This is a genomic window from Tenggerimyces flavus (genome assembly GCF_016907715.1).
Classification (GTDB): Bacteria; Actinomycetota; Actinomycetes; order Propionibacteriales; family Actinopolymorphaceae; genus Tenggerimyces; species Tenggerimyces flavus.
Genome location: NZ_JAFBCM010000001.1, coordinates 905181 through 919617 on the forward strand (window position 1 = coordinate 905181; position 14437 = coordinate 919617).

General features: G+C 68.4%; 12 protein-coding genes. 7 read left to right on the forward strand and 5 right to left on the reverse strand.

Annotated features, from left to right (window positions below; all coding sequences use genetic code 11):
• The first annotated feature begins 59 nt into the window (after positions 1–59).
• Positions 60–1409 carry a DNA ligase-like domain-containing protein gene (locus JOD67_RS04370; protein ID WP_205115479.1) on the forward strand — a complete coding sequence of 450 codons (1350 nt, stop codon included), beginning with the start codon at positions 60–62 and terminating at the stop codon, positions 1407–1409.
• 448 nt (positions 1410–1857) lie between these two features.
• Here JOD67_RS04370 and paaN read toward each other — a convergent pair whose 3' ends face one another.
• Entirely contained in the window at positions 1858–3534 is a 1677-nt protein-coding gene (gene paaN / locus JOD67_RS04375) for a phenylacetic acid degradation protein PaaN (RefSeq protein ID WP_205115482.1), read from the reverse strand.
• A 175-nt stretch (positions 3535–3709) separates the two neighbouring features.
• Here paaN and JOD67_RS04380 point away from each other — a divergent pair, with 175 nt between their 5' ends.
• From JOD67_RS04380 to JOD67_RS04400, 5 genes are all read left to right on the forward strand, one after another.
• Positions 3710–4609: a hypothetical protein gene (locus JOD67_RS04380; RefSeq protein WP_205115484.1), complete on the forward strand. Its 900-nt coding sequence runs from the start codon at positions 3710–3712 to the stop codon at positions 4607–4609.
• Positions 4610–4726: 117 nt separating this feature from the next.
• Positions 4727–5611, forward strand: a complete 885-nt coding sequence (locus tag JOD67_RS04385; protein WP_205115486.1) for a hypothetical protein — start codon at positions 4727–4729, stop codon at positions 5609–5611.
• A gap of 92 nt (positions 5612–5703) precedes the next feature.
• Positions 5704–7269 carry a 3-hydroxyacyl-CoA dehydrogenase gene (locus JOD67_RS04390; RefSeq protein WP_205115488.1) on the forward strand — a complete coding sequence of 522 codons (1566 nt, stop codon included), beginning with the start codon at positions 5704–5706 and terminating at the stop codon, positions 7267–7269.
• 394 nt (positions 7270–7663) lie between these two features.
• The gene (locus JOD67_RS04395) at positions 7664–8323 is read left to right on the forward strand and encodes an RNA polymerase sigma factor (protein WP_205115490.1); all 660 of its coding nucleotides are present in this window, start codon (positions 7664–7666) and stop codon (positions 8321–8323) included.
• Between the two features lie 7 nt (positions 8324–8330).
• Positions 8331–8900, forward strand: a complete 570-nt coding sequence (locus tag JOD67_RS04400) for a hypothetical protein (RefSeq protein ID WP_205115491.1) — start codon at positions 8331–8333, stop codon at positions 8898–8900.
• Between the two features lie 3 nt (positions 8901–8903).
• Here JOD67_RS04400 and JOD67_RS04405 read toward each other — a convergent pair whose 3' ends face one another.
• On the reverse strand, positions 8904–9476 hold the full coding sequence (locus JOD67_RS04405; RefSeq protein WP_205115492.1) for a beta/gamma crystallin family protein: 573 nt from the start codon (positions 9474–9476) through the stop codon (positions 8904–8906).
• 173 nt (positions 9477–9649) lie between these two features.
• Between JOD67_RS04405 and JOD67_RS04410 the strand changes: the two genes are divergently transcribed.
• Positions 9650–11209 carry an alkaline phosphatase D family protein gene (locus tag JOD67_RS04410; RefSeq protein ID WP_205115493.1) on the forward strand — a complete coding sequence of 520 codons (1560 nt, stop codon included), beginning with the start codon at positions 9650–9652 and terminating at the stop codon, positions 11207–11209.
• Here JOD67_RS04410 and JOD67_RS04415 read toward each other — a convergent pair.
• The 3 genes from JOD67_RS04415 to JOD67_RS04425 all read right to left on the reverse strand — a co-directional run bounded on the left by JOD67_RS04415 (position 11190) and on the right by JOD67_RS04425 (position 14280).
• Positions 11190–11336, reverse strand: coding sequence for a hypothetical protein (locus tag JOD67_RS04415; RefSeq protein WP_205115494.1), 147 nt, complete (start codon positions 11334–11336; stop codon positions 11190–11192). The genes JOD67_RS04410 and JOD67_RS04415 overlap by 20 nt on opposite strands.
• 811 nt (positions 11337–12147) lie before the next feature.
• Complete coding sequence (locus JOD67_RS04420; RefSeq protein ID WP_205115495.1) at positions 12148–13080, reverse strand: LysR family transcriptional regulator; 933 nt, start codon at positions 13078–13080, stop codon at positions 12148–12150.
• A gap of 171 nt (positions 13081–13251) precedes the next feature.
• Entirely contained in the window at positions 13252–14280 is a 1029-nt protein-coding gene (locus tag JOD67_RS04425) for a hypothetical protein (protein WP_205115496.1), read from the reverse strand.
• Positions 14281–14437: the final 157 nt, after the last annotated feature.

The following is a 14437-nucleotide window of genomic DNA, read 5'->3' on the forward strand; positions in this document are numbered from 1 at the left end:
CTCGCCCGATCGCCTTGCTGGCCTGGTGAAATCCTCGCCGATCCTGTATTACCTAAAGTATGGCGTCGATCGTCGGGAAGCGCGTGAACGGGCAGACGTACTACTACCTCGCCCGCTCTGGACGGGTCGGTGGGCGGCCGCGGATCGTAGAGCAGGAGTACCTCGGCGACGCCGAGTCGGTGGCCGAGGCAGTGCGGTCCTCGGGCGACGTCTCGCGGGTGCGGCAACGGCCGTACGGCGACCTGGTCGCGGTGTTCGGCACCTTGCGGGCGCTCGACGTCGCCGGGGTCGTCGACTCGCTCGTCGGGCGGCAGCGCGCGGCGGTCTCGGTCGGGCAGTGCCTGGAGCTCGCCGTCGCGCACCGGCTGCTCGCCCGGACCGGCGAGTCCGTGGCGGCGTGGTGGGAGGAGGCGGCCGTACGGCGGCACCTGCGGCTGCGTGCTGTCCCACCGGCGTCGCGGCTCGCTCGGGCGGTGGCGGCCCTTCCTCGCGCGGCGGTCGAGGCGGCGGTGGGCTCGCGGGCGCGGGACGTTCTGGGGTCGAGCGACGGACGGACGCTGTTCGTGCACGACCTGTGCGTCACCCTCGACGGCGCGGTGCCGGTCTCGGGGGTCGACGGGACCGTCCTGCTGGAGTCGGGAGCCCTCGGGCATCCGACCCGCTCGTTCGTCGGTGCGCTGCCGATCACGGACTACCCGGAGCTGCTCGCCGTACGGCCTCGTCAGCGCTCGGTCGTGGACGCGACTCGCTTCCCCGGGGTGACCGCGTTCGACACGCGGGCGCTGGTGGCGGGCGTCGACAGGCGCGTGATCGTGGTGCATTCGGCCAACGCGGCTGCCGCGCAGACAGCGACGCTCGAAGCCGAGCTGACCGTCGTCGCGCGGCGACTCGAGCGGCTGGCAGAGCTCCTGGAGTCCGGCACTATCCGCGTCGGTCGGGAGAAGGCCGCGACCGACATCGCCCGGATCACCCGAGTGCGATGGGTGGATCGGGTCGTCAAGACAGCCTTGACGAGCGACTCGCTCACCTGGTCGGTCGACGAGGCAGCCCGCAGGCGGCTGACGGACGAGGTCTTCGGCAAGCAGCTGCTGATCACCGACCACGCCGACTGGTCGGTGGCGGACGTGCTGACCGCGTACCGGGCCAGGTTCCGCCTGGAGTCGACACTGCGAACGTTCGCCGAGCCCCGCGACGCTGTCGGCGTCCTGGCGGTGACCGTCGCCCACCTGATGCGGCACCGGGCCCACCAGGCCGGCCTGGACCTGTCCGTCCAGGAGCTGCTGTCGACGTTGGCGGGCATCACCGAGACCGAGCTCGTCTCCCCCTCGACCGGCGGCCGCCCGCGCGTACGGCGGATGCTGAACGAGCTGACCCCGTTCCAGCAGGTCTTGTTGGAGATCTACAACTGACCGGGTTTCTGTCCCCAGCCAGCGATTTCGGATCCTTGTCCACAGCGTGGCGGCAGTCTCTCGCGATCGGGGCGCTGACCAGCAAGGATCTTGGCATCGCAACTTGCGTACCCGGTTGGATTGGTGGGGGCGGGATACCCCAACCCGGTGAGAGGCGGGAAACCCACCTCGGTGGGCCGTCACGGACCGTAGGTATCCGCTTCAGGGCCGCCCGGAGTTGTTGTCCGGGGACGGCGGGTTGGGCGCCGAAAGTGGAGGGGTCGTTTCGAATCAGGGCGTCCCTGTAGCCAACTATTCGATAGAGGGACGCCCTGATTCGAAACATCGGGGGCACACAGGGGAGCTCAGCGAGCGCTGCGCGCGAGGTGGCGGGTCGAGTGAGTGCATGGCTGTGCCGAGCGGTGGGCCGTCGCGGATCGGGAGCGGGACAGCTCGTCCGTCGGGGCGGTTAGGACACGGGGCGGCGGGATTGGACCACGTGGAAGCGGCCAGCTACGAACGCTCCGTCGGTGAAGGACGCGTTGGCGGCGGGGTTGGCGCCGGTGCCGTGGTAGTCGCTGAACGCGGCAGCCTGGTTGAGGTACAGCGTGCCGGTCGGGTTCTCCGACAGCGCGACGCCCGCGTCCAACGCCGCCGAACGGACGGACGCCAGCACCTCGGGCGAGGTCGAGTACACGCCAGCCGTCATCGACCCGACCGACATGCCGACCTTCCGCACCAGCTCGGCCGACTCCAGCGAGGACGAGGTCCGGACCACGAACACGACCGGCCCGAAGACCTCCCGGCTGAACGCGTCGAGGTCCTCGCCCTCCAGGACAACCAATGCCGGCGTCCGGACGACCGCGTCGGGGAACTCCGGGTGCGCGATCGACCGCGACTCGAGCGCGACCTCGCCGTACTCCTGCACCAGCTCGACGCGGTTGATCACCGCCTCGTTCACCAGCGCGCCGAGCACCTCGGCCGCACGCGCGTCGTCACCCAACAGCGTGTCCAGCGCCGCCGCCAGGCTGGCGATGACGTCCTCGAACGACTTGTGCCCTTCGTCCGTGTCGATCCCGTCGCTAGGCACGTAGAGGTTCTGCGCCGAGGTGCACATCTGCCCCGAGTACAGCGAGATCGTGAACGCGAGGTTCGCGCACATCCCGGCGAACGACGAGGTCGAGTCGACGACGACCCCGTTCACGCCCGACTTCTCCGTGTACACCCGTGCCTGCCGCGCGTGCTCCTCCAGCCACAGGCCGAACTCCGTCGACCCCGTGTAGTCGACGATCCGCACCTCCGGCCGCGTCGCGAGGTCCTTCGCCAGGTCGTCGCCCGCGTGCTCGGCGGCCAGCGTCACCAACGCAGGGTCGTACCCCAGGGAGGCGAGCACCTCCTGACACACCTGCACCGTGATCGCCAGCGGCAGGACGGCCTGCGGGTGCGGCTTCACGACCACCGCGTTGCCCGTGACCAGCGAGGCGAAGAGACCGGGGTAGCCGTTCCAGGTCGGGAACGTGCTGCAGCCCACGACCAACGCGACGCCGCGCGGCACGACGGTGAACGTCTTCTCGACCCGCAGCGCGCCCTCCCGCGCGGGCTTCACCCAGGAGGCGACCGACGGGTGCCGCGTCATCTCGACGTACGCGTACGCGATCGCCTCGAGCGCGCGGTCGAGCGCGTGCGTCATGCCCTGGAACGCCATCACGAAGCCCTGCCCCGTCACCGCGCGGACGGCGTTCGCCAGCTCGAACACCCGCCGGTGCAGGCGGTCCAGAACGGTGAGGCAGACGTCCACGCGCACCTCAGCGCCCGCGTCGCGCCAGGCCGGGATGCCTGCCTGCGCGGCGGAGAGCAACTCGTCGAGGTCGTCCTCGGTGACCTGGGGATAGCGGACGTTCAGCGCGAACCCGAACGGCGACACCTCGTCCTGGACGAGCGCTTCGGAGCCCGGCACGTGCAGGGGAAGGTCGGTGTCGAGCAGCGCCTCGTACGCGGCCTTGCCCTCCGCCGCGGCGTTGTCGCCGTAGTACCGGGGGCTGGGCGACTCCGGGTACGCGGAGTAGTACGCCCGCGTGCGGATCGCCTCGAGCGCATGGTCCAGCAGGTACTGGTGCCGGGCGAGCGAATCGTCGGTGCTGCTCATGCGCGGGGCGTCCTCCGGGCAGGTTCCAGGGCCGGGGGAATGCTACGCGGAGCCATTCGGCGCTCGACGACATGGAGTGACAATTCGCTTGTCCACAGGCCACGATTCCGCCCGTGCGCGAGAACGGCCCACCCCTGTACATTCCCCTCCATCTGATCCAACACGGGGAGGAACTGTGCTCAAACGCAAGCTCGCAGGTGTAGTCCTGGCGGTCGCCGGACTCCTGAGCGTCGGGCTTCCGGCCCAGGCTGCCACGACAGCGATCCCGACGGCTGACCAGGCGCAGGCGCCGAGCGCTGACAGCCCGGACGCCACTGCGATCAACTACCTCGTCCGCTACGCCACGGTCGGCAGCCGGCACCGGGTGACCACGTCGTCGCTCACCTATCCGGGGGTGTTTCCCGAGCGCGGCGGCCTGTGGGGCCTGTACGCCAAGCAGGTCGCCAACACCAAGCCGCTGTTCGAGTGCCGCGCCGGGGCGTCGGACCACTTCGTCTCGTTGACCAAGACCTGCGAAGGCCACAGCCGGTTGGCCACGTTGGGCTACATCTTCAAGGGCAAGCCCACCCAGGCGTCGGTCCTGCTCTACCGCTGCAGCGTGCGCAACAAGGCCGACCACTTCGTCTCCGTTCTCGCGAACTGCGAGGGGCAGAAGACCGAGGGACAGCTCGGGTACGCGCTGCGGCCCGTGAACTACATCGCGCTGAACAGGTTCAACAACGGTCCGGACCACTGGATCACGTCGTTCCCGATCACCGGGTCGTACAAGCGCGAGGGCAGCTGGTTCATCGCGCTCAACAAGGTGGCGAAGACCGTTCCGATCTACTCGTGCAAGTCCCACGGTGGCGGCAAGTACGACCACTTCCTGTCCCGCCACTCCAACTGCGAGGGCAAGACCAAGATCAAGCACGAGGGCTACCTCTACACGTACAAGGCCGGCAGCACGTTCGCCCCGCTGTATCGGTGCATTCTCCCGACCGGCGACCGCTTCGAGTCAGGGAAGTCGGACTGCGAGAAGGCCAAGGGCGTGAAGCGCGAGGGTCTGCTCGGCTGGGTCCGCTGGAAGATGTGGTAGCCACGGGCAGTCACATTTCGACGGTCCACAGGGCATGATGCCGCGCCAGCGCCGCGCCAGCGTTCGGTTGTAAATTCCCCTCGAATGGATCGAAACCATCACAGGGAGTGACGAACTGTGCTCAAACGGAAGCTGGCCGGCGTCGCGCTGGCGGTAGCCGGGCTCATGAGCGTCGGGTTGCCGGCTGACGCGGCAACCACCGCCGTAGCCGACCAGGCGCCGAGCGCGGACAGCCCGAACGCGACCGCTGTCAACTACCTCGTCCGGTACGTCTCCTACAAGGGCACGCACCGGGTGACGACCGCCAAGATCACCTACCCCGGCATGTGGCCCGAGCGCGGCGGGCTGTGGGGCCTGTACGCCACGCAGGTCGCCAACACCCAGCCGCTCTACGAGTGCCGCAACAACGCCGCCGACTTCTTCGTCTCGCTCAAGTCCAACTGTGAGGGCAAGAGCCGGATCTCCACGCTCGGCTACACCTTCAAGTCGAAGCCCACGCAGGTCGCCGTGCAGCTCTACCGCTGCCTCGTCCCGGGCAAGGGTCACTTCGTCTCGGGCCAGCGGAACTGCGAGGGCCGGACGTATGAGGGGACGATCGGGTGGGCGCTCTACCCGTCGAACTACGTCACGTTCTCCCGCTTCAACAACGGCCCCGACCACTGGGAGACCTCGTACGGGGTCTCCGCGGGCTACAAGCGTGAGTACACCTGGTACCTCCCGCACGTGAAGCTTGCCCGGACCGTTCCGCTGTACTCGTGCAAGTCCAACGGTGGCGGCAAGTACGACCACTTCCTGTCTCGCCAGTCCAACTGCGAGGGCAAGACCAAGGTGAAGGTCGAGGGCTACCTCTACACCTACAAGGCCGGCAGCACGTTCTCCCCGCTGTACCGGTGCATTCTCACCAACGGCGACCGCTACGCGTCGACGAGCTCGGCCTGCGAGAAGGCGCCCGGCGCCAAGCGCGAGGGCCTGCTCGGCTACCTGCGCCACAAGATGTGGTGACCAGCGCCACCACCGTCTGACCTCGAGGACCTCCGAGCCGTCTGGCCCGGAGGTCCTCGCGTTCCCGGCAGGCGATCCGACAGGATGTGACCATGCCCGGACACGCGCTCGCCCCCAGCGTTCCCATCGGCGTCGTCGGCGCCGGCACCATGGGCTCGGGGATCGCCCAGGTCGCCGCGGTCGCCGGGCACGAGGTGCGCCTGTACGACGTGCTGCCCGGCGCCGCGGCCTCGGCCATCGAACGGATCCACGGACATGTCGACCGGATGGTTGCCAAGGACAGGTTGACAGCGCCCGACGGCGACGCTGCCAAGGCGCGGTTGCGTCCCGTTCAGGCACTCGCGGACCTCGCCGGCTGCGGCCTGGTGATCGAGGCGGCGTTGGAAGAACTGTCCGTCAAGCGCGAGCTGTTCACCGAGCTGGAGAAGGTGTGTGGAGACGACGCCGTGCTGGCGTCGAACACGTCCACGTTCTCGATCACCGCGATCGCGGCAGGCCTGCAACGGCCGGAACGCGTTGTGGGCATGCACTTCTTCAACCCCGCACCGCTGATGGCACTGGTCGAGGTCCCAGCGGGAGCGGCGACGTCGGAGGCCGTGGCCGAGCAGGTGTTCGACACCGCGACCGCCTGGGGCAAGACGCCCGTCCGGTGCACGTCGACTCCGGGCTTCGTGGTCAACCGCGTCGCGCGGCCCTTCTACGGCGAGGCGTTGCAGGTCCTCGAGGACGGCGCGGCCGACTGCGCGACGATCGACGCGGTGCTGCGCGAGTCCGGCGGGTTCCGGATGGGCTCGTTCGAGCTCGCCGACCTTGTCGGCAACGACGTCAACCTGGCGGTCGGACGTTCGGTGTGGGAACAGACGTTCGGAGACCCGCGCTACGCACCGAGTACGCGCCAGCAAGCGCTGGTTGACGCCGGCTGGATGGGCCGCAAGTCGGGCCGCGGTTGGTACACCTACGACGACGAAAGCCCCGAGCCCGCGACCGAACAGCCGCGGCCGGCGCCCGAACGCGTCGTCTATCACGGCGGATTCGCCACCTGCTATGGGTTGTTGGACCGCATCGTGGCGGGCGGCGTGAGCGTCGAGCGCTACCTCACCGGGGCGTCCGGGGCACGGAACGGATCGGACGACTTCGACCCGAGCGAGATCGCGTACGGCGTCGAGCTGCCCAGCGGCGGCCTCGTCATCGAGACCACCGGCGAACCGGTGAGCATGGACGGCGACGCGGTGTCGCTGGACTGGGTCGGCGACGCGGCGAACGCGACACGCGTGTGTCTGGCGCCGAGCGATGCCTGCGAGCCGAACACGTTGGCCGAGGCGATCGGCCTGTTCCAGGCCGCGAGCCTGGCGGTCACCGTGATCGACGACGTGCCCGGCCTCGTCGTGGCACGTACGGTCTCGATGCTCGTCAACGAGGCGGTCGACCTGGTGGCCCGCGGCGAGGCAGCCGCGGCGGACGTGGACACCGCGATGCGGCTCGGCACCGGCTACCCGCGCGGACCGCTCGCGTGGGGCGACGAGGTCGGCGCCGGGCTCGTGGTCGACGTCCTCACCGAGCTGGCCCGCGCGTACCCGTCCGGCCGCTACCGCCCGAGCCCGATGCTGATCAGGGCCGCCCGGGCCGGCCGCCCGCTGGTCTCCCTCGCGCGCCGGTAGACCTAGCCTCGATCTTTCGTCCGGCGGTCGGTTCGACCGGTCCACCCGCCCTGGGGCCAATGATCATGTTTACATGATCATTGGCCCCTTTACGTGGGGTGGACGCCAGGTAGAGCGGCCACTGGCCGGGTAAGGCGGCAACGACACGCGGACGGGTGGCCGGAATCGGCCACCTGGCAGTCCCGGTCAGCGGGACAAACAGCCCCGTTCGTCGCGTTCTCGCAGCTCAAGTGGTGATCAAAGCGCCCGGTGAGAGACCCTGGGTGACGAAGGACGAGCCGAAAGCGACGAGATACGCCCACATCCGGCGGATCAGGAGGAGCGGGACTGGATGCCTCGACGCCCCTCAGAAAATAGTTCGGAACTCCCCGAGCCAACTGGACATAGACGAGTTGTGGATCAGCTCGGATCGCCGGGAGGCACCGATGGAGAGCTCTGGCGCAAGGCCGCCAAGGGCGATCCGTCTGCCTTCGGGTCGCTGTTCGAGCGGCACGCCGACGCCGTCTACAACCACTGTTTCCGCCGTACCGGATCGTGGTCAGCGGCCGAGGATCTCGCCTCCGTCGTCTTCTTGGAAGCCTGGCGGCGCCGGCGCGATGTGTCGCTCAGTGGCGAATCGATCCTGCCCTGGCTGCTCGCGGTGGCGAACAACGTCGTTCGCAACCGGGACCGCAGCCTGCGGCGACACCGCCGCCTGCTCGCGAAGCTCCCGCCTGCCGTGGTCGCACCGGACCCGGCCGACGAGGCAGTCTCGCGCGTCGACGACGAACGCGCCATGCGGCGTGTCCTTCAGGTTTTCTCCCGCCTGCTGCCCGATGAACAGGACGTGCTCGCGCTGTGCGTCTGGGCCGGACTCAGCTACACCGACGCCGCCGTGGCCCTCGGGGTCCCGGTCGGCACGGTGCGCTCCCGGCTCTCGCGTGCCCGAGAGCACCTCCGACGACTTGCCGGGCTCGAGGTGGGTGCGGGACGGACGGGGGGTCCCGCACCCACCCTGAGCCCGGCCGTCATCTGGTCGGCGCAGCCGCCGGGACGGATCGAGAACGGGGACTAGCAAGAAGATGAGTGACATCGACAGTCTCCCGCCTCCGCGCGGGATGGAGTGGGGCCGGCGACAAGCCGTCCGCGACCTCCTCGAGGAGGAGGTACGCAGGTCGCAGCGCCCCTGGTGGCGCCGGTCCCGGCGTACCGCCACGGTGAGCATCGGAGCAATGGCGCTCGTGCTCGCCGGCGGAGCGGCGTCGGCGTACGTCGCTTTCAAGGCACCGACCGACCTCGCGAGCGTGGTCTGCTTCTCCGCGGCGACGCCTCAGGCACTCGACGGCTTCGGCGGCAACCAGGTCGCTGTGGCCGAGCCGGAGCCGGCCGCCGGTGAGAAGGCCAAGGCCGCGGCTCCTGCCCACACCGACCGGATCGCCGGCAAGGACCCGATCGGCACCTGCTCCGCGCTGTGGCGGACGGGCAAGATCGTCGCCGGGGCGAACGGGGTCAACCAGGACACCCGGCGGGCCGACGACCCGGCCGCCGTTCCGAACCTGGTCGCCTGCACCCTCGAAGAGGGCGTCGCCGGGGTGTTTCCCGGAGACGCCAAGACCTGCGAACGGCTCGGCCTGCCGAGCGCGATCCGCTGAGGGTTACCAGAACCTGAGTGACGAGGCGCGGTTGTTCAGCGACGACAGCCCCGTGCAGGTGCCGTCACACACGTAGTGCGGGTCGCCCTGGTTGGTCTGGTCGTAGTGGTTGATCCAGCAGCCGCCGTTGCCCAGCGCCGAGGACGGCCGGTTGTTCCAGCCGTACGCGCTGAGGTTGTCGAAGTCGTACGTACTGCCGGCGCAGCCCGAACCGCCGTGGCCGACCATCGTGAGCGACGGGGTGCCGTAGTTGGTGCCGTCGTACTCGGTGCCGAGCACCCAGTCCGCCGGTACCGGTGCTTCCTCCGCGGCGGGGCCGACCCCGGCCGCCGCGAGCTGCGCGTCGCTGACGGTCCTGGCGCCGGGCTGGAGCTTCACCCGACCCTTGGTCGCGTGCGAGATGGCCGCGGGGAAGGTGTCGAAGCACCGGTAGTCGGTGACCTTCGACGTGTTCGCCACCACCGTGGCGACGCAGTGGTCGCCAGTCGTCGCTACTGCCGCCGTCGGCGCCGCCCATCCGATCAGGACGAGACTGGCACCCGCGACGAAGACGCGCGCGGTCCGAAGTCGACGCACGGGCACACCTCCACGTTCTTGAGAATCAGCCCCCTACAGGCAGGCATGATGACACGTCATGGCCGTTAGTGCCGTCGGCGGTATGGGTGGTGAGACCCCCGGCCGACTCCCGGTCATCGACCGGCCGCCCGGTGTTCGAGGGGGTGTCACCGACCAGGCCTACACAAGGTGACATGCCGTTTCCCGCTCGCCGTTCCGTCCTACGGGCCGGTCTTGTGACTGGCGCCGCCGCCCTTCTTCCCTCCGTTGCCTCGCCGGCGATGGCCGGACCTGGCCTCGTCCGCTCCGGCCGACCCGAGCTCACCCACGGGATCGCGACCGGCGACCCCTCTTCGTCCGGCGCTGTGGTGTGGGCGCGTTCGTCCCGAACGGCCCGGATGATGGTGTCGTTGAGCCGTACGCCCGACTTCCGCCGATCGGTCACCGTGCGCGGGCCGGTCGTGACCGGCGCGTCCGACTACACGGGTCAGGTCGACGTGCGGTTCCTGCTGTCCGGCTCGCGGGTCTACTACCGGGTGCGGCTGGAGGACCCGGATCGCCACGGCGTGCATGGTGCATCTCAGTCGGGCAGCTTCGTCACCGCGCCGTCGCGTCGGCAGGACATCCGCTTCCTGTGGTCCGGCGACATGGTCGGGCAGGGCTGGGGTCGCAATCCCGACCTGGACGAGATCCCGATCTTCGCGCGGATGCTCGCGCGGCGGCCCGACTTCTTCTTGAACTCCGGCGACACGATCTATGCCGATGGTCCGCTGCTGCCTTCGGTGACTCTGCCCGATGGCCGGGTGTGGCGGAACGTCGTGACCACGCCGAAGACGAAGGTCGCGGAGACGTTGTCGGAATACCGCGGTCAATGGGCTTACAACCTGCTCGATCCGGCCGTTCGGCGCTTTTATGCCTCCGTTCCGCAGATTGTTCAGTGGGATGACCATGAGGTGACGAACAACTGGTATCCGGGCGAGGTGTTGGACGATCCGCGTTATACCGAGCAGCGGGTGGATGTTCTCGCCACTCGGGCGCGTCGGGCCTTCTTCGAGTGGATGCCTCTTCGGCGGCAGCGGCATGATTCGCTTGGTCGGGTTTATCGGAAGCTCTCGTACGGGCCTTTGCTCGACGTTTTCGTGCTGGATATGCGGACGTACAAGAACGCGAACTCTGCGAATACGTCGAACGTTCCCGACGGCGGCGTGCTCGGCCTGGAGCAGCAGCGCTGGTTGATCTCGTCGCTGCTGAAGTCCAACGCTCGTTGGAAGATCGTGGCCGCCGACCTGCCGCTGGGCTTGGTGGTGCCGGATGGCGCCGCGGCCCAGGAGGGGCTGGCGCAAGGCGATCCAGGGGCGCCCTTGGGCCGCGAATTGCAGGTGGCCTCGGTGTTGTCGGCCTTGCGTCGGCACAACGTGCGGAACGTCGTCTGGCTGACGGCAGACGTGCATTACTCGGCTGCGCATCACTATTCGCCGTCGCGTGCGACTTTCACCGACTTCCTGCCTTTCTGGGAGTTCGTGTCGGGCCCACTGAACGCCGGCGCTTTCGGTCCGAACGCGCTGGACGCGACTTTCGGACCAGAAGCCGTTTTCGTCCACGCTCCCCCGGCGCCGAACGCCTCACCACTGGAGGGATTCCAGCACTTCGGCGAGGTAGAGATCTCCGGCGAGACAGCGGACCTCACCGTTCACCTACGCGACCAGGACGGCACGGCCCTGTTCTCCAAGACGCTCAAACCCGAGCGGCGCTAGTAATCCAGTGGCGGTCGGTGGTCCAGCCCAGGAACCGCCGGCCGCCCAGGCCGAGGGCAACGAGCGCGGCCAGGTTGTGGGTGGTGACGATCTGCGCCTGCTCGATGACGATCCCGTTCGCGGCCACTGACGAGCCGGCGTGCGGTGGGTGGCTAGGCCGTGTTGGGTGTGTCGGGGGTGCTGGCGGATGGGCGCCGATGCCGCCTTACCTGGCGAGTGGGTGCTTTACGCGGGGTGTATCCCACGTAGAGCGGCAAATGATCATGTAAACATGATCATTTGCCGTCACGGGGGGCTACCGCAGAGCCATCCAGGAGCACCCCCGGCAACCATGTCGAGACGCCACTGCGTCGCTCCAGCCACTCTCGGCACAGGCGCTAGAAGGAGACGGCGGTGGGGGTGGACTTGGGGAGCGCTTCGTCGTACGCGGCGCGGATGTACTCCACCAAGGGCAGCGCGTAAGGGGCAAGCCAGCCTTGACGGTCCACCGCCAGGAGGCGGTGGAGGCAGTGGAAGCGGAGTGGGGTGCCGAGGAGGGGGCGGGTGACGAGTCCCGTGGGTTGGCTAGAAGGAGACGGCGGTCGGGGTGGACTTGGGGAGCGCTTCGTCGTACGCGGCGCGGATGTACTCCACCAAGGGCAGCGCGTAAGGGGCAAGCCAGCCTTGACGGTCCACCGCCAGGAGGCGGTGGAGGCAGTGGAAGCGGAGTGGGGTGCCGAGGAGGGGGCGGGTGACGAGTCCCGTGGGTTGGCTAGAAGGAGACGGCGGTCGGGGTGGACTTGGGGAGCGCTTCGTCGTACGCGGCGCGGATGTACTCCACCAAGGGCAGCGCGTAAGGGGCAAGCCAGCCTTGACGGTCCACTGCCAGGAGGCGGTGGAGGCAGTGGAAGCGGAGTGGGGTGCCGAGGAGGGGGCGGGTGACGAGTCCCGTGGGTTGGCTAGAAGGAGACGGCGGTCGGGGTGGACTTGGGGAGCGCTTCGTCGTACGCGGCGCGGATGTACTCCACCAAGGGCAGGGCGTAAGGGGCAAGCCAGCCTTGACGGTCCACGGCCAGGAGGCGGTGGAGGCGGAGGGGGGTGCCGAGGAGGGGGCGGGTGACGACTCCGGGTGGGACGGGTTGGGAACGGGCGCAGAGGCGGACTGCTCGGCCGGAGCGGACGACGTCCAAGCCGGACAACGGATCGAGGCGGTGTGCCACTCGGGGGCTGAAGCCCGCGGTGAGGCAGGCCCCCACGAACCACTCGAGCTCGCCGTCGTCGGCTGGGGGTGACACGACCCAGTCCTCCTTGGCAAGCTCGCTGAGCGGCACCTCCGCGTACGACGCGGCCCGGTGCAGCGCGGGGAGCAGGACGTAGACCGGCTCGCTGAGGATCGGATGGCAGACCAGCCCCGCCTCGTAGCGGACCGGCCGACCGGAGAACTCCGTCAGCAGCGCGAGGTCCAGCCGGTCTGCCACGACCAGGTCGGCGAGACGGCGCGCGCTGGCGCCGTACTCCGACGTGACCTCGGCGTGCGGGACGAGCTCGGCGAGCCCGTCCAGGATGCCGGCGAGCATGAGGCCCGACTTCGAGCCCACCCGAATGCGGGGCGTGGTCGCCTGATCGCGGGTGGTGACGGACCGGGTGGGTTGGAGGTCGCGCACCGTGGACAATGCGGCGCGGGCTCGGGCGAGGACGTACTCGCCGAGGTTGGTGGGATGCATGCCACTTCGATCGCGGACGAACATCGGCCCGCCGAGCGTGCGCTCGATTCTTTGCACCTGTCGGGTGAGCGCGGGCTGGGTCATGCCGAGGGTCGCCGCCGCCCGGGTGGCGCTCCCCGTATCAGCCACTGCGCAGAGAATCCGCAGGTGCCGCAGCTCCAGCTCCATGAGCGAATCCTAAGTTTGCCGGCGAATTGCCGAAAGGCCCTGAAAACGTTGGAAATTGACACTCGGGAACAATGAGTGACCGAGTGCTTACATTACGGCGTGATCCCGGTCGGCGGAAAGACCCTGACCTCCTTTCCGCCGACCGGTTTTGGCCGTTTATCGCATTTGCGGTTACGGCCGAATGAGGAACCTGTTGTTCGCGCTGTTCCAGTGCGTCGCCAGGTAGCTTCCGGCCGCGGGGTTCGTGCTGTAGTAGTCGTCGTGCCGACAGTCCAGTCGGTACTCATGCCCCTGGTCGGCGCAGATGTAACGCATCGGCGGGTAATCCGGCGAGTCGGAGTAGCACATCACGTCGTACTCATCGGTGCAGTGCCAACCGTTGCTGGTGTTCGGCGCTGAGAGTTGGACGCCGCCCAGGTTGTGGTTGAGCTCGTGCGCCGCGGTGTGGCCGCCCCAGCAGCCCGTGTCCGTACGTCCGTAGCTCGGCCCGTTGTTGTTGGCGTTCCCGGCCGCGCTTCGATCGTCGTTCATGATCCCGCCGATTCCGCAGTACACGTTAGAGTCGACGAACAACATGTACTTGCGATCGGTGCGGTTGTAGCCGAGGTTCGCGAGCTGGTTCGTGGTCGCACCGAACTCGTCGTCACCGTTCGGCTGGATGACGGCTTCGCGTACGTCGATCACACAGCTCGCGTCGTGGACGAAGCGGATGCGACGGTTTCCGCCTGTCTCCACAGCGCTTTGGTAGTAGATGTCGTCGGCCTCGTTCGCCCACGTACGGATCGAGTTCACGTACTGGCCGAAGCGGCTCGCGCGGTCGGACGCGCGAACGTACAACACCTGAACGCGATACCCACTCGTTCCGTCGCCATCGCAGACCGCTTCGGTCTTGACGTCTTTCGCCTTCACCGGTTGGACACTGGTCTTCACCGAGGTACCGGCGGGCGCTGGATCGGGACCGTGCGAGCAGACGGTCCGGTTGTTCGCGAGCGTCGCGATGCGATAGCCAGGACCGCAGTTCTTGCTGTCCTTGACGAGTCCTGCGTAGACGAGCCCGCGGACGCTGTCGGAGTACGTACGTCCTGACGCCGTACGGTCTCCGCTGCCCTGGGATGGTGCCGCGAGAGCCGCCGTCGTGATCGCAACCCCTGCGGCCACGACGGCAGTGAGGAGAACGAGCAACCGTTTGCGCACGTTCATGCAAACCCCCTGTGAATGGGCGGACGGTGTGCTGCCGTGCCACTCTCACTGGGGACGATCACTCACGGGCAATGCCACCTGGTCATGCCACCGCAACCAAAACGGCAGCACGACGCTTGTCTTCAAGCTATGGCGTCGTGCTGCCGTTGGTTGGCGG